28 protein-coding genes and 1 pseudogene are annotated in these 22,241 nt (G+C 31.1%); 8 read left to right on the forward strand and 21 right to left on the reverse strand.

The genetic code is table 11. The features are described from left to right. Positions 1 to 20 precede the first annotated feature (20 nt). The 3 genes from EYD46_RS03070 to EYD46_RS03080 all read left to right on the forward strand — a co-directional run bounded on the left by EYD46_RS03070 (position 21) and on the right by EYD46_RS03080 (position 4,510). Positions 21 to 3,455, forward strand: a complete 3,435-nt coding sequence (locus tag EYD46_RS03070) for a methylmalonyl-CoA mutase family protein (RefSeq protein WP_130935578.1) — start codon at positions 21 to 23, stop codon at positions 3,453 to 3,455. A gap of 90 nt (positions 3,456 to 3,545) precedes the next feature. Then, a complete protein-coding gene (gene parS / locus EYD46_RS03075; RefSeq protein ID WP_130935579.1) occupies positions 3,546 to 4,040 on the forward strand; it encodes a type II RES/Xre toxin-antitoxin system antitoxin in 495 nt (164 codons plus the stop codon). Between the two features lie 11 nt (positions 4,041 to 4,051). After that, positions 4,052 to 4,510: an RES family NAD+ phosphorylase gene (locus EYD46_RS03080; RefSeq protein ID WP_165454325.1), complete on the forward strand. Its 459-nt coding sequence runs from the start codon at positions 4,052 to 4,054 to the stop codon at positions 4,508 to 4,510. 42 nt (positions 4,511 to 4,552) lie between these two features. Here EYD46_RS03080 and EYD46_RS03085 read toward each other — a convergent pair whose 3' ends face one another. Continuing rightward, positions 4,553 to 5,242 (reverse strand): DUF4328 domain-containing protein, encoded by a 690-nt coding sequence (locus EYD46_RS03085; protein ID WP_130935581.1) that lies wholly within the window; start codon positions 5,240 to 5,242, stop codon positions 4,553 to 4,555. 150 nt (positions 5,243 to 5,392) lie between these two features. On the opposite strand from EYD46_RS03085, the gene EYD46_RS03090 reads away from it, so the two are divergent. Then, positions 5,393 to 5,827 carry a hypothetical protein gene (locus EYD46_RS03090; RefSeq protein WP_130935582.1) on the forward strand — a complete coding sequence of 145 codons (435 nt, stop codon included), beginning with the start codon at positions 5,393 to 5,395 and terminating at the stop codon, positions 5,825 to 5,827. Here EYD46_RS03090 and EYD46_RS03095 read toward each other — a convergent pair. Further along, positions 5,824 to 6,216: a hypothetical protein gene (locus EYD46_RS03095; protein WP_130935583.1), complete on the reverse strand. Its 393-nt coding sequence runs from the start codon at positions 6,214 to 6,216 to the stop codon at positions 5,824 to 5,826. The two genes, EYD46_RS03090 and EYD46_RS03095, sit on opposite strands and share 4 nt — an antisense overlap. A gap of 126 nt (positions 6,217 to 6,342) precedes the next feature. Here EYD46_RS03095 and EYD46_RS03100 point away from each other — a divergent pair, with 126 nt between their 5' ends. After that, positions 6,343 to 6,786, forward strand: coding sequence for an Lrp/AsnC family transcriptional regulator (locus EYD46_RS03100; RefSeq protein ID WP_130935584.1), 444 nt, complete (start codon positions 6,343 to 6,345; stop codon positions 6,784 to 6,786). 4 nt (positions 6,787 to 6,790) lie between these two features. Here the strand turns inward: EYD46_RS03100 and EYD46_RS03105 are convergent, their stop codons facing one another. Genes EYD46_RS03105 through EYD46_RS03115 form a run of 3 tightly spaced genes read right to left on the reverse strand, consistent with a single transcriptional unit; the run spans position 6,791 to position 9,349 of the window. Further along, on the reverse strand, positions 6,791 to 7,165 hold the full coding sequence (locus EYD46_RS03105) for a VOC family protein (protein WP_130935585.1): 375 nt from the start codon (positions 7,163 to 7,165) through the stop codon (positions 6,791 to 6,793). A gap of 3 nt (positions 7,166 to 7,168) precedes the next feature. Beyond that, on the reverse strand, positions 7,169 to 8,134 hold the full coding sequence (locus EYD46_RS03110; protein ID WP_130935586.1) for a YpdA family putative bacillithiol disulfide reductase: 966 nt from the start codon (positions 8,132 to 8,134) through the stop codon (positions 7,169 to 7,171). 12 nt (positions 8,135 to 8,146) lie between these two features. Then, positions 8,147 to 9,349, reverse strand: a complete 1,203-nt coding sequence (locus EYD46_RS03115) for an MDR family MFS transporter (RefSeq protein WP_130935587.1) — start codon at positions 9,347 to 9,349, stop codon at positions 8,147 to 8,149. Positions 9,350 to 9,619: 270 nt separating this feature from the next. Between EYD46_RS03115 and EYD46_RS03120 the strand changes: the two genes are divergently transcribed. Both EYD46_RS03120 and EYD46_RS03125 read left to right on the forward strand, forming a co-directional pair. Beyond that, positions 9,620 to 10,153 carry a DUF4252 domain-containing protein gene (locus tag EYD46_RS03120; protein ID WP_130935588.1) on the forward strand — a complete coding sequence of 178 codons (534 nt, stop codon included), beginning with the start codon at positions 9,620 to 9,622 and terminating at the stop codon, positions 10,151 to 10,153. After that, on the forward strand, positions 10,153 to 10,881 hold the full coding sequence (locus tag EYD46_RS03125; protein ID WP_308807858.1) for a DUF1684 domain-containing protein: 729 nt from the start codon (positions 10,153 to 10,155) through the stop codon (positions 10,879 to 10,881). The genes EYD46_RS03120 and EYD46_RS03125 overlap by 1 nt, the downstream gene beginning before the upstream one ends. 155 nt (positions 10,882 to 11,036) lie before the next feature. On the opposite strand, the gene EYD46_RS17915 is transcribed toward EYD46_RS03125, so the two are convergent. The 4 genes from EYD46_RS17915 to EYD46_RS03140 all read right to left on the reverse strand — a co-directional run bounded on the left by EYD46_RS17915 (position 11,037) and on the right by EYD46_RS03140 (position 12,953). Continuing rightward, complete coding sequence (locus EYD46_RS17915; protein ID WP_229731262.1) at positions 11,037 to 11,234, reverse strand: VOC family protein; 198 nt, start codon at positions 11,232 to 11,234, stop codon at positions 11,037 to 11,039. A 125-nt stretch (positions 11,235 to 11,359) separates the two neighbouring features. Then, positions 11,360 to 11,485 carry a hypothetical protein gene (locus EYD46_RS18055; protein ID WP_262708407.1) on the reverse strand — a complete coding sequence of 42 codons (126 nt, stop codon included), beginning with the start codon at positions 11,483 to 11,485 and terminating at the stop codon, positions 11,360 to 11,362. After that, on the reverse strand, positions 11,486 to 12,298 hold the full coding sequence (locus EYD46_RS03135; RefSeq protein WP_165454326.1) for an SDR family NAD(P)-dependent oxidoreductase: 813 nt from the start codon (positions 12,296 to 12,298) through the stop codon (positions 11,486 to 11,488). Positions 12,299 to 12,383: 85 nt separating this feature from the next. Next, positions 12,384 to 12,953, reverse strand: coding sequence for a Crp/Fnr family transcriptional regulator (locus EYD46_RS03140; RefSeq protein ID WP_130935590.1), 570 nt, complete (start codon positions 12,951 to 12,953; stop codon positions 12,384 to 12,386). Positions 12,954 to 13,574: 621 nt separating this feature from the next. Between EYD46_RS03140 and EYD46_RS03150 the strand changes: the two are divergent. Beyond that, positions 13,575 to 13,847: pseudogene (locus EYD46_RS03150) on the forward strand (transposase); the annotation flags it as partial. Positions 13,848 to 13,886: 39 nt separating this feature from the next. On the opposite strand, the gene EYD46_RS03155 reads toward EYD46_RS03150, so the two are convergent. The 12 genes from EYD46_RS03155 to EYD46_RS03200 all read right to left on the reverse strand — a co-directional run bounded on the left by EYD46_RS03155 (position 13,887) and on the right by EYD46_RS03200 (position 22,238). Further along, entirely contained in the window at positions 13,887 to 14,339 is a 453-nt protein-coding gene (locus EYD46_RS03155) for a hypothetical protein (protein ID WP_130935591.1), read from the reverse strand. A 446-nt stretch (positions 14,340 to 14,785) separates the two neighbouring features. Continuing rightward, positions 14,786 to 15,085: a type II toxin-antitoxin system RelE/ParE family toxin gene (locus EYD46_RS03160; RefSeq protein ID WP_130935592.1), complete on the reverse strand. Its 300-nt coding sequence runs from the start codon at positions 15,083 to 15,085 to the stop codon at positions 14,786 to 14,788. Then, positions 15,078 to 15,326, reverse strand: coding sequence for a type II toxin-antitoxin system ParD family antitoxin (locus tag EYD46_RS03165; RefSeq protein ID WP_130935593.1), 249 nt, complete (start codon positions 15,324 to 15,326; stop codon positions 15,078 to 15,080). Before EYD46_RS03165 ends, EYD46_RS03160 begins: the two co-directional genes overlap by 8 nt. A gap of 212 nt (positions 15,327 to 15,538) precedes the next feature. Next, on the reverse strand, positions 15,539 to 16,201 hold the full coding sequence (locus tag EYD46_RS03170; protein WP_130935594.1) for a suppressor of fused domain protein: 663 nt from the start codon (positions 16,199 to 16,201) through the stop codon (positions 15,539 to 15,541). Between the two features lie 179 nt (positions 16,202 to 16,380). After that, positions 16,381 to 16,830: an RDD family protein gene (locus EYD46_RS03175; RefSeq protein WP_371870105.1), complete on the reverse strand. Its 450-nt coding sequence runs from the start codon at positions 16,828 to 16,830 to the stop codon at positions 16,381 to 16,383. 155 nt (positions 16,831 to 16,985) lie between these two features. Beyond that, complete coding sequence (locus EYD46_RS03180; RefSeq protein WP_130935596.1) at positions 16,986 to 17,954, reverse strand: hypothetical protein; 969 nt, start codon at positions 17,952 to 17,954, stop codon at positions 16,986 to 16,988. A 164-nt stretch (positions 17,955 to 18,118) separates the two neighbouring features. Beyond that, on the reverse strand, positions 18,119 to 18,895 hold the full coding sequence (locus tag EYD46_RS03185; RefSeq protein WP_130935597.1) for a hypothetical protein: 777 nt from the start codon (positions 18,893 to 18,895) through the stop codon (positions 18,119 to 18,121). 164 nt (positions 18,896 to 19,059) lie between these two features. Next, on the reverse strand, positions 19,060 to 19,392 hold the full coding sequence (locus tag EYD46_RS17920) for a tyrosine-type recombinase/integrase (RefSeq protein ID WP_229731263.1): 333 nt from the start codon (positions 19,390 to 19,392) through the stop codon (positions 19,060 to 19,062). 33 nt (positions 19,393 to 19,425) lie between these two features. Then, positions 19,426 to 19,857 carry a phage integrase N-terminal SAM-like domain-containing protein gene (locus tag EYD46_RS17925; RefSeq protein WP_371870106.1) on the reverse strand — a complete coding sequence of 144 codons (432 nt, stop codon included), beginning with the start codon at positions 19,855 to 19,857 and terminating at the stop codon, positions 19,426 to 19,428. Next, positions 19,803 to 20,153 (reverse strand): hypothetical protein, encoded by a 351-nt coding sequence (locus tag EYD46_RS17930; protein WP_174719881.1) that lies wholly within the window; start codon positions 20,151 to 20,153, stop codon positions 19,803 to 19,805. Before EYD46_RS17930 ends, EYD46_RS17925 begins: the two co-directional genes overlap by 55 nt. Positions 20,154 to 20,393: 240 nt before the next feature. Then, a complete protein-coding gene (locus EYD46_RS03195) occupies positions 20,394 to 21,698 on the reverse strand; it encodes a cryptochrome/photolyase family protein (protein ID WP_130935598.1) in 1,305 nt (434 codons plus the stop codon). Between the two features lie 78 nt (positions 21,699 to 21,776). Then, on the reverse strand, positions 21,777 to 22,238 hold the full coding sequence (locus tag EYD46_RS03200) for an SRPBCC family protein (RefSeq protein ID WP_130935599.1): 462 nt from the start codon (positions 22,236 to 22,238) through the stop codon (positions 21,777 to 21,779). Positions 22,239 to 22,241: the final 3 nt, after the last annotated feature.

Below are 22,241 nucleotides of genomic sequence, written 5' to 3' on the forward strand. Positions count from 1 at the left end.
AAATTAACTATTTTTCAATAATGAATCAACATAAACCCTACATACCAAAACATAAAATACGTATTGTTACTGCAGCATCATTATTTGACGGACATGATGCGTCCATAAATATTATGCGCCGTATTATCCAAGCCACTGGGGTAGAGGTTATTCACTTAGGGCATGATAGAAGCGTAGAAGAAGTTGTAAATACAGCTATTCAAGAGGATGTGAATGCAATTTGTTTAACCTCATATCAAGGCGGACATAACGAGTATTTTAAATATATGTTTGATTTACTAAAAGATAGAGATGCATCACATATTAAAATATTTGGTGGTGGCGGTGGTGTTATATTACCATCTGAGATAAAAGATTTAATGGATTACGGTATCTCTCGTATTTACTCTCCTGATGATGGCAGGGAAATGGGACTACAGGGTATGATTAATGATTTGGTGGAACAATCTGATTTTGCTGTTGGTAACACTCTAAATGTCGATATTAATACACTTAAGGATAAAAATTCAAAGGATATTGCTCGTATCATTTCTTCAGCCGAAAATTTTCAGGATGTAGCTGCAGCTACCCTAAATAAAATTCGTCTAATAAATAAAACATCTAAAACACCAGTTCTTGGAGTAACAGGAACAGGAGGTGCTGGGAAATCAAGTTTGGTAGATGAACTAGTGCGTCGTTTTTTAATGGATTTCCCAGAGAAAACTGTTGGTATAATTTCTGTTGATCCTTCGAAACGTAAAACTGGAGGTGCATTACTAGGAGATAGAATTAGAATGAATGCTATTAATACACCAAGAGTATACATGCGTAGTTTGGCTACACGTCAGTCTAATTTGGCTTTATCAGTTCATGTTAATGATGCAGTAGAAGTGTTGAAAGCTGCTGAATACGATCTAATTGTTTTAGAAACTTCAGGAATAGGGCAAAGTGACACTGAGATTATAGAGCATTCTGATGTTGCGTTATATGTTATGACCCCAGAATTTGGTGCAGCTACTCAGTTAGAGAAAATAGATATGTTAGATTTTGCCGATCTAGTGGCTATAAATAAGTTTGATAAACGAGGTGCTTTGGATGCACTACGCGATGTAAAAAAGCAATACATGCGCAACAATAACCTTTGGGATACCCCTCAAGAGGAGTTGCCTGTATATGGAACAATTGCATCACAATTTAACGATCCCGGAATGCATACGCTTTACAAAGCTATTATGGATACTTTAGTTGAAAAAACAGGTGCCAATTTGCAATCAAGTTTTACTGTTTCTGAAAATTTGAGTGAAAAGATATTCGTAATTCCTCCTTCCAGAAATCGTTATTTATCAGAAATAGCAGAAGGTAACAGAGCGTATAATAAACATGTAAAAGAACAATCTAAAATTGCACAAACTCTTTTTGGCATTTACCAAGCTATATGTTCCGTTGTTGGGATTTACAATATGAATGAAATATCATTTTTAAATACTTTAGGTTTAAATTCTGAAGCGCTTCTAAAACAAGTTAATAGTGATAAAAAAGACTTTTTAGATCTTTTAATAAAGGAATTTGATAAGGTAAAAATGAATTTAAGCCAACACCATTGGATAACTATTCTAGATTGGAAAGACAAAGTAAGTAAATATAGAGACCCAACCTATACGTTCAAAGTAAGGGATAAATCTATAGAAATTAAAACGCATACAGAATCACTATCTCATACACAAATTCCAAAAGTGTCCTTACCAAAATATGAAGCATGGGGAGATGTTTTACAATGGATTTTACAAGAGAATGTGCCTGGAGAGTTTCCTTATACAGCAGGTTTGTACCCATTTAAACGAACGGGAGAAGATCCTGCAAGAATGTTTGCGGGAGAGGGAGGACCTGAGCGTACCAATAAGCGTTTTCATTATGTAAGTGCAGGTATGTCTGCTAAGCGTTTATCTACAGCTTTTGATAGTGTAACCTTGTATGGTAATGATCCTGATTACCGCCCAGACATTTATGGTAAAATAGGTAATGCTGGTGTTTCTATTTGTTGTTTAGATGATGCTAAAAAATTGTACTCTGGATTTAACTTAGCAGATCCCATGACGTCTGTAAGTATGACTATTAATGGACCTGCACCAATGCTGTTAGGTTTTTTTATGAATGCAGCTATAGATCAACAATGTGAAATTTACATCAAGGAAAATAATCTTCAAGATAGCGTAGAAGCAAAAATTAAAGCAATATATAAAAGTAAAGAACGCCCAAAATATAACGGAGCGTTACCAGAAGGAAATGACGGACTAGGCTTAATGCTTTTAGGTGTTACAGGTAATCAGGTATTATCTAAGGATATATATCAAAAAATTAAGTATAACACTATTGCACAAGTTAGAGGTACGGTACAAGCAGATATATTAAAAGAGGATCAAGCACAAAACACCTGTATTTTTTCAACAGAATTTGCACTTCGTCTTATGGGAGATGTACAAGAATATTTTATTGACCATAAGGTTAGAAATTTTTATTCTGTTTCCATTTCTGGATATCATATTGCGGAAGCTGGTGCAAACCCAATAACCCAGTTGGCGTTAACACTATCTAATGGTTTTACTTATGTAGAGTATTACTTGAGTAGAGGAATGGATATTAACAAGTTTGGGCCAAATTTATCCTTCTTTTTCTCAAATGGCATCGACCCAGAATATGCAGTTATTGGTCGTGTAGCTCGAAAAATTTGGGCTAAAGCCATGAAAGAGAAATATGGTGCCAATTCAAGAGCACAAATGTTAAAGTATCATATTCAAACTTCGGGTAGAAGTCTACATGCTCAAGAAATTGATTTTAATGATATAAGAACTACGCTTCAAGCATTATATGCTATTTATGATAACTGTAATTCGTTACATACTAATGCTTATGATGAAGCTATTACTACACCAACTGAAGCTTCAGTGCGTCGTGCTATGGCCATTCAACTCATTATCAATAAAGAATTAGGGCTAGCTAAAAATGAAAACCCAATTCAAGGCGCCTTTATTATTGAAGAATTAACAGATTTAGTGGAAGAAGCCGTATTACAAGAGTTTGATAAGATTACAGAACGAGGTGGTGTTCTTGGTGCTATGGAAACCATGTATCAACGTAGTAAAATTCAAGAAGAAAGTTTATACTACGAAACTTTAAAACACAATGGTAAGTTTCCAATTATAGGAGTGAATACTTTTTTAAGTAGTAAAGGTTCTCCAACTATACTACCAAATGAAGTAATAAGAGCAACAGAAGAGGAAAAACAATTTCAAATAGAAACGTTAACAAACCTTTATAAAGCAAATAACTCAGAAGATCTTTTAAAACAACTACAGGAAACAGCAATTCGTAATGAAAATATTTTTGAAGCCCTAATGGATGTATGTAAAGTATGCTCATTAGGTCAAATTACAAAGGCTTTATTTGAAGTAGGAGGGCAGTACCGTAGGAATATGTAATACAGTTTTACCACTCAAAAAAGATAATAGAGGTTTAAAAAGTTGCGTGTCATGACAAAATTTTTTATTTTTGTGACAAATGTCGTTTTAATGAAGAATCAACAAGGTATTAAAGATATTATTAAAGAACCCCAAGCCTTTTATGGGCTTCAAAATAAATACCAGCGTATTACTAGTGTTTTAGGGGGGAGTGTTGCTGTAGGTTATAGTATAAATAGCGATATGGATCTTATCGAAATCACTAGAAAAGGGCTTCCTAAATCTGTTATACAAACTATAAGTAGCATTCTATCTATTTCTATGGAAAAGATGAGTAAGTTATTACACGTATCCCATCGTACTTTGCAACGTAAAAGCGATAGTGATTTACTCAATGTTTATCCAACAGAGCAAATTTTAGAAATAGCTGGCGTAATTTCTATGGGTATAGAAGTATTTGGTTCTATAGATATGCTTACAAAATGGTTACACACAGAACTTCGCCACCTTAATTATAAAACACCAATAGATTACCTCGATACTACTTTTGGTGTAGCTCTTATAAAAGACACTTTGGGCCGTATAGAGCATGGTATATATTCTTAATATTTGATGTATTGAAAATTTATAGAATAGCTAAAGCTAAGTACATCTCAGATTTAAGTGGAGAGGGCTCTAGGTTATATGGTGGACGATGGAACAAATCTGGATATAGTATGTTATATTTTTCCAGTAATCTTTCGTTAAGTGTTCTTGAATTACTTGTGCATTTAGATTATAGATTTATTAATGATACATTTAGATATGTTGAAGTTGATATCCCTGATGACTTAAAGATATCTAAATTGCCATCACATATTCTTAAACAAGATTGGAGACATAATCCACCATTAGTACTTACGCAAAACTATGGTACTGATTGGTTAGAGTCTACAAAAAGCCTTGCTTTGAAAGTGCCTTCAGCGGTTTTGCCTAGTGAATACAATATATTATTGAACCCAAATCATATTGATTTTAAGTCTATTGCTATAAATAAACCATCTAAACTAGATTTAGACGCTCGACTGTTTGGTTAAGATAAACATGTTAAGGTGTTTATGCATACATTATTATAGAACTTACTCATATTTGATTCCAATTTGATCAATAACTGATAAAGATGTATCAGAATTTTTGAGTGTTAATTCAAGTTTTGAAATTTTCATAACTAGAATAACCGCTAATGAAATTGAGATGATGTCTATGAAATCGGATAATATGTATATATTATTAGCTTCTATAAAACCTTCAACATCAGTAGCTCTGTTCATAACTCTAGAAGCATAATTCCCTACTAAACCATTTAAAAGATAAACTATCCACCAAGCTACAATAAAAGAAGTATCTGTATTAACAATAAAGTTGGTATCATAATTTTTTAAAGTATCTTGAAGTTTTAGATATATTTCTTTCATTGTTTTAATTGGTCTTACCCAATTAACAAAAGGAATAAAATAGCCCCATACAGCTCCAGATTCTTCATATTCCATATTAATATTCAGCCGAATTAAATTACCATAAGCTCTGCGAAACCATCTTATGAAGAAGATAATAGTTAATATGAAACATATAAGATACATAAATCCTACAATCATGCTTACACTATCCAATAATTCAATAAAGTCATCATCATATTCTCCGTCTATGTACTTGGTTAGAACATTGTTTTGATAAAAATTAAATACTCCTGATATAATGTTTATTACAGCAAGTATTGCGAACATTATGAGTAATTGTTTTCCTCTCAAGGTATTATCTTTGATATCCATTGTAAAATTTTAGATTAAAATATTAAAGCAAATGTATTTATATTTTAATTCAACTTTAGTAATCAATATCTTAATTCGTTTAAAAGCTTAATTTAAACTATACGCAACCATTTCAAATTTTCAACATCTAGGTATAAAAGCATCAAAACGATGAAATGTTTTCTTTCAATATTTTTCTTTACAATTTTAATAAGTAGTTGCTCAACTGATGATAGTACACCAAAAGATAAACCTCAACTTGTTGGAAAGTGGAAATTAATTGAACAACTTATTGATCCAAGAGATGGTAGTGGCACATTTCAACCTATTGACAGTAATAGAGTGATAGAATTTTTTAGTGATAACACCGTAAAAATGAACGGCATTTTATGTTTTATGTCTACCGAAATAGGTACTGAAGAATCGGGAGTATATATGATGATTACAGATTCTAATACTGATACACAAAATGATGGAGAAATCATACCAAATACCTGTAGCTCTAGATCTGCTAGAGTATATTTTGATTTACCTGAAAATGGCAATTTAATTTTATGGTATCAGTGTATTGAACCTTGTGGACAAAAGTTTGAAAAAATAGATTAAAGTGTCAACATCCAGTTGTGTTGCAGCTTTTTAAACTTCTTTAACTCACGACGTAATACAGGAAGAAAATCTTTGCCATTACTATTGCTTCTTTCTAAACGGTATGAATTTTTATAAAGCTTGTTAGTCAATCTCCTTAAGGCAGCTAAATGTCTATGCCTTCTTTCTGAGTAGCGCTCACGAGCAACATTTGCAATTTCAGGAGCAAGAGAAACAGATTGTTGTACAATATCTCCAGAAAAATAAATGTTAGTATCTTCAGAACCATCATCTTTAAGTACAGAAAGATCCTCATTCAAATACGAAGAAATACTTTGAGACAATGCAAAAATCTCAATAGCTTTTTTATAAATCGGTAATTCCGATAGATTTACTGGGTTATTATGCATCTCAATTAATTTTTCATTAGCAATTACATCAAAATTAGGTACTAGATTTCATATACAACTTTAATATTTAAAGTAAAATTGTATTTTTGCTTTAAAAATAATGTTTTATTAATTAAATATCTTTAAATGCAAATCGATAAGCTTAATGAAAAGATTTTGAAGTGTTTACAAGTAAACGCAAGACAATCAAATGCAGAAATTGGACGGCAAGTAGGTATCAGCTCACCAGCAGTTTCAGAGCGTATTAAGAAAATGGAAGATATGGGCATTATAGAAGGGTATAAGGCGTTAGTTTCTCCTTTTGAAATTGGATATCAACTCAAGGCTATTATTACCTTACGTGCATTTATGGGAAAACTAAAACCTTTTTTAGATAAAGTAAAATCTTTTGATGAAGTTGTAAATTGTTACCGAATAACTGGGGACGAAAATATTGTAATGGAAGTTGTATTAAAAGACCATAAACACTTGGAAGCTTTTATAGACAATCTCATTATTTATGGAGAATCTAAAACACAAATAGTCCTATCTCGTGTTGTGAAGCAAAAAGAAATAATTCCAGTAAAATAAAGGTCTAGATACGCCATGGTGGATTTTTTCTATTTTCTCCAGCTTTGTAAAGTACAATATTATTTCCATCTAAATCTTTTAGGTGCGCTTCTCGCCATAGCCATGGTTTGTCTTCAGGAAAGCTATCAAATACAATACCTTTGGTTTTAAGTTGGTTAACCAAATCATCCAAATTCTCATCCTCAAAATAAATAGTTATTTGGTTGCCTTTAGGGAGTTCTTCAACTAAATGGATAGAAAATGTGCTATTACCATCAGGACATTCAAAACGCACGTAGTTTGGTAAAGCTTTCACAATAAGTTTTAAGCCCAAAGTCTCATAAAAATTGATAGCATTTTTAACATTTAAAGATGGTATAGTAATTTGATTTAAATCCATAGTTTAATAATTAAAAGATACTTCTATATGTGTTGCAATTTGTTTTGCATGTATTCTACTATTCTCAATAAACCATTTATGGGTTTCCATACCACCACAAATTACTCCAGCCAAATACACTCCTTCAATATTGGTTTCCATAGTCTCAGAGTTATATTTTGGCAATCGTTTTTCATCATTAGATTGTGCAATGCCTATTTGATTAAGCAAATTGAAATTAGGTTTATAGCCTGTGAGCGCAACAACAAAATCGTTAGGAATACTTTGAATACCTTTATCAGATTTAAATAAAACTTCGTTTTTAGTTATTTTGGTAATTTCAGAATTAAAATAAGCTTTAATACTACCTTCTTCAATACGATTTATAATATCTGGGCGCACCCAATATTTTACACGCTTGCCAACATCTTCCCCACGAATAATCATGGTAACATTGCCTCCTTTTCTATAAATTTCTAAAGCAGCATCAACCGAAGAATTACTGGCACCAACTACAACTATATTTTGCATAGCGTAGGGGTGTGCCTCTTTGTAATAATGTGTTACTTTAGGTAAATCCTCACCAGGAACATTAAGTAAATTGGGGATATCGTAAAATCCAGTAGCTAATATTATTTTCTTTGTTTTATAAGAGGTTTTATCGGTTTTAATTTCAAAATTTTTGCCAGCTTTTAAAATAGTTTTCACTGTTTCAAAAAGATTAATATTAATAGCATTTGAAGTTGCTACACGACGATAATACTCTAATGCTTCATCACGATTAGGTTTAGAGTTTTTACTAATAAAAGGAATATTATCAATTTCTAACTTCTCAGAAGTAGAGAAAAAGGTCATATTCTTAGGGTAGTTAAAAAGGGAGTTGGTCAATGCTCCCTTTTCTATAATTAAATAATTCCATTTGCGTTTTTTGCACTCTAAGGCACAAGCAATGCCTATGGGACCACCACCTATAATTATCACGTCTTTCATTTAAAAATTGACTTATATTTTAGGTTTTAATTGAAATTTTAAAATAAATAATAAAAGTAAGCAACAGCCTCCTATTAGTGTTATGGTATACCAAGTATTATCAAAACCCCAATTGTCAACCATTTGCATTCCGGCTTTATGTCCAAATATATGTGCCATAGAAAATGCAATAGAGTATAAGGCCATATATTCTCCTTGATTTCCTTTTTTAGCACGCTCCATGGCAAACGCGTTTGAAAATGGAAAAGCTATCATCTCACCAATAGTCATAAAAAACATGCCAATAACTAAAATACCTGACCAAGAAGTCAAATTCAAAACAAAAAAGCTTAAAGATGTTAGCATGGCTCCACTAATCATTAGTTTTACTTTAGATAACCCAGTGGTTTCTAACCATTTTATCAAAGGCATTTCTAACAAGAAAATTATAAAACCATTAGCACCTAATAGCAAGCCTATTTGAATTTCTGATAGTACATGAGTTTCTCTATAATAAATAGGCATTGTAGAAAAATATTGCAAAAATATTACCCCAAATAAAAACATTGCAACTAAAAATGTGGTAAATGCCTTATCTTTATATGCCGATTGCGGATTTTTAACCACAATATCGTCCGTTACCTTAGATTTTTTTGGGTGCATTACTAAAATTAGTACGATAGTGGCTAAAACACAAGTAACTCCATCTACCCAAAATAAACCGCCGTAACCTAAAGCTGTAATAATTATACCTCCAATTGCAGGACCTGCTGAAAACCCGAGATTAATAGCTAAACGAATTAGTGTTACGCTACGTGTTTTGTTTTCAGGTTTACTGTAAGCGCTTAACGCTACAAACATAGCAGGTCGAAACATATCAGCAACTAGCATTACTAAAAATACACCTATGCATATTGTAAAAAACGTATTTAGAAATTGTAATACAATAAACAATACCCCAGTACTTAAGAGACTTCTTACCATTACTTTATAATACCCAATAGTATCTGTTAGTTTGCCTCCTAACCAAGACCCAACAACAGAACCCATTCCAAAACAAGACATTATTGTACCCACATTACCTAAAGTAAATTTTAAATCTTCTGTTAAATACAATGATAAAAAAGGGATTACCATGGTGCCAGCCCTATTAATTAAAGTAATTAAGGCAAGCCACCATACTTCAGTAGATAATCCTTTAAAAGTGTTTAGATAATTGTTAAAAAGTGTTTTCATGAGTTCTACATGTACTACATATTTATAATTGATTTTGTTAAATGTTCTAAAAACAAAAAGTCCGACTGTATGAAGTCGGACTTTTAAATATATCTGTAAGCGTTTATTCTACAACATCACAACATATAACAAGTCCGTCTCCTTTTCTTTAAAGAAGCAGTCCATTGTTTTCTACAAATTGTGACGTTGCTACGCATTTTATTTATTTTGAAAGCCCAAAACTAGGAAAAAATAGCGTAAGTTGTATTTTTGATTATATAAAATTTTAAAATGAAGCAATTAGTTTTAGTAATATGTATACTGTCTTTATTCACATCATGTGGTAGTAGTTTTCAAGGATTTTACAATAGTCATAGGCAAGATCTTGGTACAACCTCATTTCAAGTGCCTAATTTTATGAAAGCCATTTTAAGCAATATTTCATCAGATGTACAACATGCAATTGGAAATATTTCTGATTTAAAATTTATAAAGTTTAAAAGTATCAACACCCAAAAACGCCAAGGTTTAATTACAGAAATGAATGCTGTTACAAATAATGGCTATTTAGATGTTTTTAGAAAAAACAGCCCGGAACAAACGAGAATAATTTCTGTACGAGAAACAGGTGCTATAGTAACAGATGTTATTGTTTTTAATAGCACGCCTTCAGAAACTACAGCCTATTATCTACAAGGCAATTTTAATCCAGAAAAAGTTAAAACTTTTGCTAATGAAGACACCTTTAATGCATTTTCAAGTAACTTAATACAGAATTACAATAATAACTTAAATATAAACCCATCCTTTAACCTAGACAACTAATGTTATTATTAATCACTTATAAATTAAAATTATTTGGGCGTTCCCACGCCATGGGCGTGGTCGGGCTTTTCGCGCTACACGGTAGCTTGCTACAATCCCTAACGCGGGCATATCAGCCAAAATTGTCTAAAACCTTAATACCATTACTATTTGTATTAGTTATGGTCTGCACAAGTTGTGCTCATAAAAAACGACCTATAAGAGGAGAGACAACATTTCAAAAAGAACTGAATGCATTTTATAAAGACGCTTCAACATCTCCGTTAAAAAAGAAAGATCTTAAAAAGTTTGAAGGACTTGATTTCTTTAAATATGATTCGTCATATGTCGTAGAAGCAAAGTTGAAACGAACACCAAATTCTAAATGGTTTAATATGAAAACCACAACGCAACGTGTCTCAGAAGAGCGAATTTATGGTATTCTGTACTTTGAACTCAAAGGGAAGCAGTACCAACTAAACCTATACCAAAGTAAGGAAGCTCTAGAGGAAGGCGATGATTATTTATTTCTACCTTTTTTGGATGAAACCAACGGGAAAGATAGCTATGGCGGCGGACGTTATATTGATGCTAATATACCTAAAGGCAATACCATGATTATAGATTTTAATTCAGCCTATAATCCATATTGTGCCTATAATGATAGGTATTCCTGTCCAATAGTACCGAGAGTAAATTATTTAAAAACTAGAGTAGAGGCTGGGGTTAAAGCTTTTGATAAAGAATAAGATTATTAGAAGGATTTATATAATAGCTCGCTATAGCTATTTAGAGTAAAGGCTTTAGTGTTTTTAGCTAAATTAAGACGTAGTACTTTGCTATAAATGTGTTTATATATTGACGATTACTGTTATTCTTATTCAGTTATTTCAATCAAATTGCCTTAAGGGTTAGAGATAGCGCTTTCGTAATATTCATCACCAGTTGTTTTAGGTTCATCAATAATATCAAATCCTTTTTTTCGTACTACTTCGGTGAGCAAGTTTACCTTTTCTTTTGAGCCAACAGCTATAGCAAAATGAGTTAATTCTAACTTTAAATCTGTATTTTCAATGCACTTACCAATATCAGGTCTATGCATTTATTCTATACGAGTATCACTTTAAAAAGATAAAAAGTAGGAGCTAAATTTTTTCTGTGCATTATAATACTTTTCATTAGTCTTTAAGTCAAAAATATTCAGATAAAAATCACTTTTAAGAGTCGTCAATATTTCGGTTGTTTTTTGTAATTACCTTTAATGTCTTCTTGCGTAATTTCTGAATAAAAACGCCTTAACGCAACTATCTTTCCAGATAATATCCATCCAATTTCAAAGTTAGGTATTCTCATTTAATACAAGTATTTTTTAGTGTGATTTAATAAATCTGCCTTGTAAGTAGAGTCAAATATTAAAGGGATAAATTCTTTTCTAGAAAAAAGCTTTCCAGTGATACCATTAATGTTTTCTGATGTACAAACATGTATACCTATTTTAGATTCTTTAGAAGCAAAAAGAAAGAATAAATTCATTAATGACCTGAGTATAATAGGCATTTTACGGGTTAATTTTGAATTTACTACGCCAGGGTCGAAGGCATTAACATCTATGTTGTCTTCCATAAATTTTTCGGATAATATTTGGGTCAATACTGTTTTAGCATGTATCGCATTACCAGATGCTTTAAATGAGTTATAATTTTTATTTCCATTAAGGTTATCAAAATCCAACTCGCTTTGTAAAGCAATTTTTGGAGCTGCACTAACATTAACTATTCGAGAGTTTTTCCCTTCTTTAAGCAGAGGGCTTAGCATATTAGAAAGTATATACGCACTCAGATAACTAATTGTAAAGTTTTTTTCAGTTCCATTTTCAGAGACTTCTCTTTTAGGAAGTAACACCCCAGCTATATTGGCTAAGAGCTCTAGGCTTTGATGCCTTTTCAGAAAGGTATCAGCAAACTTTCTTACTTTATTTAAATTACTTAAATCAAGAAGGTAGAATTTAATACTGCCTTTGGAAGTTTTAGACAATTTTTGTTCTATTGTAACTCCTTTATTAGCGTTAGTTCCAATAAAATAAACATTCCAATTGTTGTTTGATAGGTGCTTTACTATTGATAATCCAATTCCCGAAGTTCCGCCAGTTATTATGGCTGTTTTCATGCTCATCTGTTTAATATTAAAATTTAAAGCATAAAATTATTTATCACATTAGCCAAAAATGTTATCAATTGTTAACACTATTTATTCATTTTAATTTTTTTCTTATTCTACTTAATGATACGGCAGTTATGCCGAGATAAGATGCAATGTAGTGATTTGCTATTTTGGCATCGATATTAGGATAGCAGGATTGGAATTTTTTATATTTATCCAAAGCTCTTACTTGTAGTAAACATTCATCTCGTTTTGCCAATCTATTATTCTCTTTTTCTTTAACAGCTTTTACTAATTGTGTTAATTTATTATTTTCATTCAATAAACATTGAAATTTTTTAGAGTCTAATAAAATCAATGAGGCTTGTGTTAATACTTGGAAGGTATAATTAGAACGTCCATTTTTAGTTCTCAAAGCATTTGTAGTAATAAATTCATTTTCTTTAAAAAAAGCAACACTTTTTTCATTACCGTCTTGATCAATTAGAAAAGCCCGTGCAATTCCATTTTCAACAAATACTTCTTTATTAAATACTGTATTTAGAGGAATGAAAATTTCATTTTTTTTTAACGCAATGTATTCACAACATTCTTCTATACTTTTCCACTCCGCTGGTGTAAGTAAAAGTGTTTGTTCAATATGTTTCTTTAATTGTTTCATTTAATTATTTTCCGCTGTTATCTAAATATAGCAAATTGCAATGAGCTATACGAGTTGTTAGGTGCTGTCTTATGAGATTACAATTTTTCTTTAATGGTTTTTTATCAGAAATAAATTCCAAAAATGAAAGTTACCACTGCAAACATAATTCCGTATTCTCCAAGCCAATGTTCCGTACCTTTGAGGGAATGAAATAAAACAATCTGATATATTTCCAATTTTCCCAATTCCATTTTAAAGATGTAATAGAACGTCTTTTCATTTTTAATGCAACTATTGTGGTTATTGCAGGACACCACATCAATCCTCAAATGTATATTCTTGAAGGATATAAACTAACTATTGTATAATGAAGTAGCGAGCTTATAATAGTAACAATAGTAAAGAAAATAAATATTGTATTCCAAGTTTCTTTTCGTTCCGTTAAATTTTCTTGCATTAAAGCTTTCTGATTAGTTTGTTAATGAAAGACGAAGTACTAGTAGTTTTGTTACATTAAAATAAATGATCATATATAACCTTAATTACGATTTAAATTTGTAGTTATAGTTGTTTGGTATTTATTTAACAATTCTGAGAGGATTTGGGTGTAGTAGAATCCGCCGTAATTGCGTTTATATACCGACCATTAAACAGTCTGGGAGTATTGTTAGGGGCGAGAGTAGAATAAGTAAGATTGGGAACAGGAAACTCAGTAACTTGCTGTTTTTATGTACATTTTCGGCTTGCAAACATAATAAGTCATGCAGAGAGTTTTATGAAAGGATTGTGGCTAAAGGAAAGAGCAAGAAACGGGCTTTGATTGAATTGTTAAAGAAGCTGTTAAAATAAGTATTTGCCATAGCAAAAAGTGGATTACCTTATAATAAGAACTTTGTGTCAAAATTAAGTTAAAAATACTTGTTTTTTAACTCAGTTCTTTGTTGTACACCGTTATTTATATTTTCTTTTAGCAACAAGATATTCCTTTCCGTTTACTGTTTTATACTTTTTAGTCCAAAGTTCATTCTTGCTGTATTTGTATCTAAAATACTCAAACTCATACAAAAATGGTCCTCCTGTGATTGGGATTGGAAATTCTTGTTTTGGTTCATATTCTCTGTGAATTTCAATCACATTATTTCGGTCGTCATATTTATAATATGTTGTAGCTTTTTCGTTGACAGTTTTTCCGTTCAAATCTTCGTAAATACTGAATTCTATTGATTTAATGATATTTCCCTTTTTATCATATTCCATCAGTTCTTTATAAGGCCACGCTTTGAAATTAGATTCCTCAATTCTTTCAATCAGTTTGGATTTTCCCAATTCGTTGAAGTCAGAATATTTTTCGGTCATTCCAAAATCAAACTTCTTTTTTACAAGCAATGAGTCATTATATTCCAATTTAAGGTTTGAAATATCGTTTATCTGTCCTTCGTTGATGTCAAAGGTATTTGTTTCACGTTCTACATTTCCAAATCGATCGTATTCAAATTCTGTTCGGTTTCGTAGTTCATTTTTCCAATAGTTTTCTCGTACTGAAACAAGTCCGTTTACAAGATAAAATTTAGTACTCTATTTTCCAATTTCTATGTTTTTCTCAACATAGAATTCATAATTCTTCAATAATTCAGATTCACTTTTTTGAGCAAAGGAATTATTAAAAATCAGAAGGGTAATTATGCTTGCAAGCAGGTTTTTCATAATGGTGTACAACGTTTTGTGTATGTTTTAGTTGCGTGGATTAAGCACTAAATTTAGCAAATAATCACTAAATGGAAAATCCGAGAGGATTTTCCAAAGTAGGCTAGAAGCCAGCAATTGAATATACACGTTGTTGGGTGTAGTTTTTATTCGATTATTCTTCTTTTTAAGTCCATTCTACCGTGTAAAATCCTAGTGATTTCTATTGGTTCGTTTTCCAAATTCCTGTAAAATATGATATGTCTATTTGCTTTTAGTCCAAATAAATCTTTTTGAATTCCATCGTAGTTTTTTCCGATTTTAGGATTTTCCGCAATTTCTTTACAAAATTCCATTATTTGAAAGTAATATTTCTCAGCTTGTTTTTCAGACCATTTGTCAAACGTGTAGTCCCAAATCTCATTCAAATCCTCAACAGCTTTGTTGGTTAGTTGAAATTTAGCCATTCATTCGTTTTTTAGCTTTCAACTCTTTTAAGTTTTCTTCCCAGTCAAAGTCATGAGCAATTCCACTGTCAATTCCGTCTTGAATAGCATTTTTAAGAGCTATTATTTTGCTTTCTTCATTTTCCAAAAGTCGAAGTCCAGCTCTAATTACTTCGCTAACGTTTTTATATCTTCCAGCAGAAACTTGAGTTTGTACGAATTGGTCAAAATAATCTCCTAATGATATTGATGTATTTTTCATTCCGATTGTAATTTATTCAAATATACCAATTTTTGGTAAAAACTCAAAATTTTCGATTCAGCTCGGAAATTACACCCAACGGCTTCGGCTATGAGTAGTTGCGTAGGTTAGCACTTAACTTTGCAAGTACACACCAAACTGAAAATCCGCAAGGATTTTCAGAAGTAGACGAGAACAAGCAATTACTTATAGCCATTGTTGTGTGTTGCCTTTTATATTACAGGTTCTCTATCTAAGTCGCTATATGGATAAACTCCTTTTTCTTTTAATATTTTAAATAATTCATCACTTCCGTTCTGTCTAGCAAAGCCCATTTCACTTCTAAATAGTTGCATGCAAAGTAAAAGGTGATGTTCTCTATTTCCGATTTTGAATTTCTTTCCATCAGGTTCGTATAAGTCAAAAACTAAACAAGTGTTTTCCTCATTCTCTCCATTAGGAACTTCTATTGTCTCTTTTGGATTCAAAACTGCTTGTGAGGAATACATTCCAATTGCTGTTAAAAATCCACAAGCTTTTCTTTCTATTAGATTGAATGGTGTTTGAGTTTCCTCACTTTCATTATAGTCATGCTTTGTGAAAGCAACTAATTCATAAGTTCCTATTCGGTTTTTCTTTGGACCATTTCCGTCTGGATCTAATAATTCCATTGTTGCAAATCCAGTTCCTTTTATGTGGTTCGGAAAGTAATACATGTCAACTGCTCCTCGAATGGTGAAAGGAATTATAGCGTGTCCAACTAAGTTGTGCATTTTTCCAAGAACATTTTCAAGTCCTTCAGATTTTAATTCATAATCTTTTTCATGCTCTTCTTCCGTAAATTCCTTTACAACTGGCGTTTCTTTTTTGCCAAATAGTCTTTTTAAAAATCCCATATTTTAATTTCAGTTCGGTTTTTTTAGGTTACACACAACGGTTTTGGCTATGGTTTCGTTACGGGATGGTACGCGAGTATCATTCCGCCGTAACCATAAATTTAGTAAAAAGGCTTGAAATTCCGATTAGGAATTTCAGCCGTAATGAACTATAGCCTGTGTTGTGAGCTGGCTTTTATTCACGATAAAATTATTCCGTATAACCATAAAAGTCCGTAAATATTAGCAACTCCGAATATTATTCCGAAAATCAGCTCTTTATTAATTCGGTAATTTTTCAATTCCGAACTTATTGTTTTTAGATTATGTACTTTTTCAATTCCAACTTTAGTTTCCGCAATTCTGTCGCCAATTCTGCGTTCAGGACTGAAAATCGTAAAAATCAATTCGAAAGGAATTATTGGTAAAAAATTCCGCAATGAGCTTTTCCATTCCGTTGCTTTTTGGCTATTCAAGTTTTGTACTTGAATTCCGAAAACTCTTTTTCCGATACTTTTTCCATTAAGGAAGTCCTTGTTCATTGTTATCGGATAAACTATCATAATTCCGAGAAATAGATTGTCAGTCAATGCTACAATTCCAAATCCGATTAATCCCATAATCAGATAATCAACTGCAAATGCCTTTATTCAGGACGGGTCAATATTATACACAACGGTCTCGTATAAGAATAGTTGCGTGGTTAAGCAACGAATTTAACTAATACAAATCGAATAGAAAATCCGCGAGGATTTTCGTAAGCAGGCTTTTACCAGTAATTAATTTTATACTTTGTTGGGCACAGTTATTTTATTTCAAAAATTTCGAACTCAGTCAGTTCATTTATCGATTTAATCATATTTATTAATTCATTATCGGAATCATATTTCTCTAAAACTTTCTTTAGATTCAAAAACGACTGTTTTAAGTCTTTTATTTCTTTATAATTTGATACCGCTAAATAACCTGATAGGTCATTTTCTAATAATGTATTTATCTCCTTTTTTATTGAAAACTGCTCATTCTGATTTAATGACTTCAAGTCAGAAAAAAGATGACTTTTATTTTTATTTACTAACTTTTTTATTTCTCCATAAACTATATTTATATCTTGAGAAACTTCGACTAATTTTTCATTTGATTTAAGAAATAATCGTTTCTCAATTTTATCAGTTTTGACTGATTCGTTATATGGATTGTTCATTACAGAATTCACGATGTCAGAATCAAAATTTTTAGTTTTTAGCACCAGAATACTAAGGTTTCCATTAGATATCGTATCGCCAATTCTTGGAGACATTATAGTTGTAGTATCAATTAGAACATTTACATTTTGATTTAAGTTATTGATTGTGAAATTTTCCAATTTTTGTTTATACTGTTCTTTAAATTTTACTTTAATTCCACGTTGTCCAATCATATTAAAATCTGTATTTATCTTTTCAATCGAGTTTGAATTGAAAAAGATAGAATCCCCTTTTGTAATAGTAAATTGACCTTTTGAGAATATTAAATTATTTAACTTATTTTCATCTAAAAAAAATGCTAATGTGATTTTTAATTCATTATTCTTTTCAGAAATTGAATATTCTGATAGTTTTAATTTTGAATAGTAGCTTAACCTTTTTTTTAATTTTTCTTTAAAATCTGTATTGTTTTCTAATAGTTTAACATACAAAATTATTCCTCCATATTCATTAAAAGTCTTTCTCTTTTTATCTGAACAGGAATATAGTCCAACTGTAATGATTAATAAAATAATTATTCTTTTCATTGTTTTCAGGATGCTCTTTAATTGTGCCCAACGGTAAAGTGTATGATTTCGTTGCGTGTTTAAGCACTAAAGTTAGCAAATACAAACCGAATAGAAAATCCGCGAGGATTTTCGTAAGTAAGCCTTTACTAGCAATGAATTATACACATTGTTGGCAGTAGTATTTATATTAATCCTAAATCTCGAACTATACTAATAAGATGAACAGAGTTTTGTGCTTTAAAATCAATTTTTAGTTTATTAAGTCGTTTCTCTATTGAAGACAGAGAAGAAGGTGATATTCCAGATGATTGCATTTTTTTACTTATCTCGACTGCGCTGTAACCTCGAGCCATTAGAGAAAGTAAATTTGTGTCATATTCATCTAGTTCAATAATTTCATATTTAGTATTACTTTCTTTATCCTCAAAATGAGGATTAAGCTTTAATTTCAGTAAATCTATTTCATTTCGTAATTCCAAATATTCTTTAGTTTTTCTCGATACTTTATCTTGGTTTTCCACCTCCAAAAAAACTGGAACAACTGATTTTAAAGGCGATTTTAAAGTCTCACTTATAGATTTAACTATTTCTTTTCTTAAATTCTCTCCCCAATTATGATGTTCCTTATTATATGTAATTACTCTTTGAGCACGTAAATCAAAAGGGACATCGTCCATTGATTCAGCTATAAAAATTACTGGTTTTTTTGATGCGTGTGCTAATCCAAGTTCATAAAAGACATTTGCATTTTTTTTAGTTAAGTCAGCTACGATTAATGTTGAACTCTGTATTAAATTCCATATATCTTTTATAATTGTACTTGGTTTATAGATATTATCTGCTCTAAAAGAATCCAAGTTAGATTCTTCAATCGCAGGCTTGTAAATGTTTTCGTAATATTCGTCAAAATAACCTCCAAAAGGCATTATTACGAAACAAATTTCTTTGTCATTTTCCAAATTCGTGATTTTTTATATTACTGCCAACTTGTTTATATGCGGAACTTTATTCTTTATATACAGCCAAATTGGTTGGCTATACGGAACTTTTGACTTTTTTTATACCTTTTAGACTTTACTATAAAAGAATGAAAATTCTGATGTTTGTGCAATGTCGCCATTTTTTAAATTTTATCAAACGGATTTTTGATTTTTCTAATACTAGTTTCTGATACATGTGTGTAAATCATAGTAGTTTTTGGGCTATTATGGCCTAATAATTCTTGAATATATCTAATATCTGTACCGTTTTCTAAAAGATGAGTAGCAAAACTGTGTCTTAGGCTATGCAACGTAATACGTTTTTTTAGACCTATTTTCTCTGTTGCTTTTTTTAAAATTTTTTGGGCTGCACTACTACTATATTTTTGCTTATTTTGTCCTTCAAACAAATAATGCTCTGGTTTGTAGGTTTTATAATATGCTCTTAAAAGCTCAAGAAATGCTGTAGATAGCAAGGTATATCTATCTTTTTTGCCTTTAGCATTCTTTTACTGTCTATATCTGTAACTTTTATGTTGATGGCTTCTCCTAATTCTTAAACCAGCAGAATAAATTAAGCTTAAAAGCGTTTTGTGTTTTAAATTTGTAATACTGTCTAAAAGATGTTTTACTTCTTCCAAACTCAATACGGTTGGCAATCGCTTTTCTTTTTTTGGGCGTTTTATATTAAGTTGGTTAATATCTATACTTTTATAATCTAAATATTTCTTTATACCATTGATGCATTGATTTTGGTAGGATACCGATTTATTTGCCTTAACAATAAAATAGTAATTAAAAGATTCTATCAACCTTGCAGAATAATGACTTACGTTTTTTAGTGTGCTATACCTTATAAAAAAAGCCGTAACTTCTGTATAGGCGTTTACTGTGTTAATACTAAATCTTTTTTGTTGCAGCCATTTTTTAAATCTAGCAATATCTTTTTTTTGATACTCTGAAAGTGGGGTAGTTTTATTTGAAGAGACTTAGCTTTTATATGTTTAGGTACTTTCAATTCCTTATAATCTACAAACCAATTTTTTAATCTTAGATGTTGGTATACTTGTTGTTTATTTTCTGTTGTAAATAGAATATAAAATGTTTTATGTGTTTGGCTCCATTTCACTTCAGGTAGCTTTTTTAGATGAGACCTTATTTCATCATCATAGTTAAAAGAAATCGCAATCTGGAGTGCGTTTTTATAGTTGAGAGGCGTGAGTTTTATTCTTTTCATAGACACACATTATGTATAAATATATGTAATATAGAAATGTTTTACTACAAAATCCAAAGATAAAATTATGCAATACTGTTTTTGGTTAGCATTAGTAAGAATTATAAAAAAACAAGAAAACTTTATAATTTTATCTTTGGATTTTGAATTAAAATGAAGTCATTTTTTTGAAGTGTATGAATTTATTAAAGTCTCAAACCATTAAAAGAATAGCTTTCTTAGGCTCATTAAAACAAAAGCCTAATATAAAGCAGCCTTGTAAGTTTTTAAACAACGTTCTCTAGCAAATTTATGGTCTACAATAGGTTGTGGGTAAGTAAGTTCTTGAAAATCTGGTATCCATGTTGTAATGTATTCTAAGTTTTTATCAAACTTTTGTATTTGTGTAGTAGGGTTAAAAATTCTAAAATATGGTGCTGCATCTACACCAGATCCGGCTACCCACTGCCAGTTACCAATATTACTGGCCATCTCGTAATCGTGTAATTTTTCTGCAAAATAGGCTTCGCCCCAACGCCAATCAATAAGCAAATGTTTACATAAAAAACTTCCTACTAACATACGCACACGGTTATGCATAAATCCAGTTTTATTTAACTGGCGCATACCAGCATCAACTAGAGGATAACCAGTTTTACCCGCACACCAAGCTTTAAATTCTTCTTCGTTATTGCGCCATTGTATGCGATCATATTTTGACTTAAAACTAGTATTTGCTGTATGAGGAAAATGCCATAAGATTTGCATAAAAAATTCACGCCAGATTAATTCTTGCCAGAATATTTCATTTTTCTCTGCAACTGCTTTTTTTACCATTTTGCGTACACTTACAGTACCAAAACGTAAATGCGGCCCTAATCTAGAAGTTGCATCTTTAGCAGGGAAATTGCGTGTATCTTCATATTCTTGAATAAGAGTTGATGTTACGGTGTAAGGCTTAATATTTTGGTTAGAAGTTTTAAACCCAATATCAGATAAGCTTAAGTTAGGTAGTTGAGCCAATTTAACCAGATTTTTCAAATAAGATGCTGTATCATATATTTCTAAATTATGAGATTTAAATTTAGCTTTCCAAGTTTTCATGTAGGGTGTATAAACTACATAGGGATTACCATCTCCTTTTACCACCTCGTCTTTTTCAAAAATTACTTGGTCTTTGTATGTTTTAAATATAATACTATGCGTTGTTAAAAAATCTTTTACGTTGTTATCACGCCCCATAGCATAAGGTTCATAATCGTGATTAGTATAAACGGTTTTTATATTAAAAGCTTCAATTAATTTTTTGTAGATATCTATTGGCTTTCCGTAATAAATAGCAATACTACTACCATATTTAGATTGTAATGTATTGCGCATTTCTTGGAGTGTGTTATGTATAAACGTAACGCGAGCATCATTTTTAGGCAATTTATCTAAAATTTCAGTGTCAAAAATAAAAATAGGCAATACGGGATATTCTCCTTTTAAAGCTTCATAAAATCCTTTATTGTCATCTAATCTTAAATCTCGTCTAAACCAAAAAATGGATATGGATTCCTTCATTTGTACTAATGCCGTTTGTACTTAACTTAATTAGGTTTAAAGCCTAAAATAAATTCAAATTAATATTTTTGTTTTACTTTAATATTTACCAAAAAGTGCCTCTAACTTTTCAGTTCTATAATTAAAAATCTCTTCTAATTTTGGTTTTACTAAAATAGGATGCACAAGTTGCCCAAGCAAGCCAAAAGGTACTTTATAATCTATAATGTCTTCCATCTCTACGCCACCTTCAATTGGTTTAATAAAGTGTTTATGGTGCCACAAAGTATAAGGACCAAAACGTTGTTCATCCACAAAATATTGCTTATCGATACAGTGTGTAATTTCTGTTACCCATTTGGTTTTAATGCCTAAAACTGGTGTTACAATATATTGAATTATTTGGCCAGCATACATGGCTCTATCTGCTCCCGAAAGTATATTAAAGCCCATATAATCAGGTGTAATGGTTTTTAAGTTTTTTGGATCTGATAAGAAGTCCCAAGCTTGCTCAATACTTATTGGTAGGTTTTGTTTTTTATGTAGTGTATATATTTTCATGTG

This window comes from Hyunsoonleella pacifica (assembly GCF_004310335.1).
GTDB lineage: Bacteria > Bacteroidota > Bacteroidia > Flavobacteriales > Flavobacteriaceae > Jejuia > Jejuia pacifica.

Excerpts from the sequence above, each read along its gene's own strand:
- EYD46_RS03070 (WP_130935578.1), top strand. The coding sequence starts at position 21 with ATGAATCAACATAAACCCTACATACCAAAACATAAAATACGTATTGTT.
- parS (WP_130935579.1), top strand. The coding sequence starts at position 3,546 with ATGAAGAATCAACAAGGTATTAAAGATATTATTAAAGAACCCCAAGCC.
- EYD46_RS03085 (WP_130935581.1), bottom strand. The coding sequence starts at position 5,242 with ATGGATATCAAAGATAATACCTTGAGAGGAAAACAATTACTCATAATG.
- EYD46_RS03090 (WP_130935582.1), top strand. The coding sequence starts at position 5,393 with ATGAAATGTTTTCTTTCAATATTTTTCTTTACAATTTTAATAAGTAGT.
- EYD46_RS03095 (WP_130935583.1), bottom strand. The coding sequence starts at position 6,216 with ATGCATAATAACCCAGTAAATCTATCGGAATTACCGATTTATAAAAAA.
- EYD46_RS03100 (WP_130935584.1), top strand. The coding sequence starts at position 6,343 with ATGCAAATCGATAAGCTTAATGAAAAGATTTTGAAGTGTTTACAAGTA.
- EYD46_RS03105 (WP_130935585.1), bottom strand. The coding sequence starts at position 7,165 with ATGGATTTAAATCAAATTACTATACCATCTTTAAATGTTAAAAATGCT.
- EYD46_RS03110 (WP_130935586.1), bottom strand. The coding sequence starts at position 8,134 with ATGAAAGACGTGATAATTATAGGTGGTGGTCCCATAGGCATTGCTTGT.
- EYD46_RS03115 (WP_130935587.1), bottom strand. The coding sequence starts at position 9,349 with ATGAAAACACTTTTTAACAATTATCTAAACACTTTTAAAGGATTATCT.
- EYD46_RS03120 (WP_130935588.1), top strand. The coding sequence starts at position 9,620 with ATGAAGCAATTAGTTTTAGTAATATGTATACTGTCTTTATTCACATCA.
- EYD46_RS03125 (WP_308807858.1), top strand. The coding sequence starts at position 10,153 with ATGTTATTATTAATCACTTATAAATTAAAATTATTTGGGCGTTCCCAC.
- EYD46_RS17915 (WP_229731262.1), bottom strand. The coding sequence starts at position 11,234 with ATGCATAGACCTGATATTGGTAAGTGCATTGAAAATACAGATTTAAAG.
- EYD46_RS18055 (WP_262708407.1), bottom strand. The coding sequence starts at position 11,485 with ATGAGAATACCTAACTTTGAAATTGGATGGATATTATCTGGAAAGATA.
- EYD46_RS03135 (WP_165454326.1), bottom strand. The coding sequence starts at position 12,298 with ATGAAAACAGCCATAATAACTGGCGGAACTTCGGGAATTGGATTATCA.
- EYD46_RS03140 (WP_130935590.1), bottom strand. The coding sequence starts at position 12,953 with ATGAAACAATTAAAGAAACATATTGAACAAACACTTTTACTTACACCA.
- EYD46_RS03160 (WP_130935592.1), bottom strand. The coding sequence starts at position 15,085 with ATGGCTAAATTTCAACTAACCAACAAAGCTGTTGAGGATTTGAATGAG.
- EYD46_RS03165 (WP_130935593.1), bottom strand. The coding sequence starts at position 15,326 with ATGAAAAATACATCAATATCATTAGGAGATTATTTTGACCAATTCGTA.
- EYD46_RS03170 (WP_130935594.1), bottom strand. The coding sequence starts at position 16,201 with ATGGGATTTTTAAAAAGACTATTTGGCAAAAAAGAAACGCCAGTTGTA.
- EYD46_RS03180 (WP_130935596.1), bottom strand. The coding sequence starts at position 17,954 with ATGAAAAGAATAATTATTTTATTAATCATTACAGTTGGACTATATTCC.
- EYD46_RS17930 (WP_174719881.1), bottom strand. The coding sequence starts at position 20,153 with ATGAAAAGAATAAAACTCACGCCTCTCAACTATAAAAACGCACTCCAG.
- EYD46_RS03195 (WP_130935598.1), bottom strand. The coding sequence starts at position 21,698 with ATGAAGGAATCCATATCCATTTTTTGGTTTAGACGAGATTTAAGATTA.
- EYD46_RS03200 (WP_130935599.1), bottom strand. The coding sequence starts at position 22,238 with ATGAAAATATATACACTACATAAAAAACAAAACCTACCAATAAGTATT.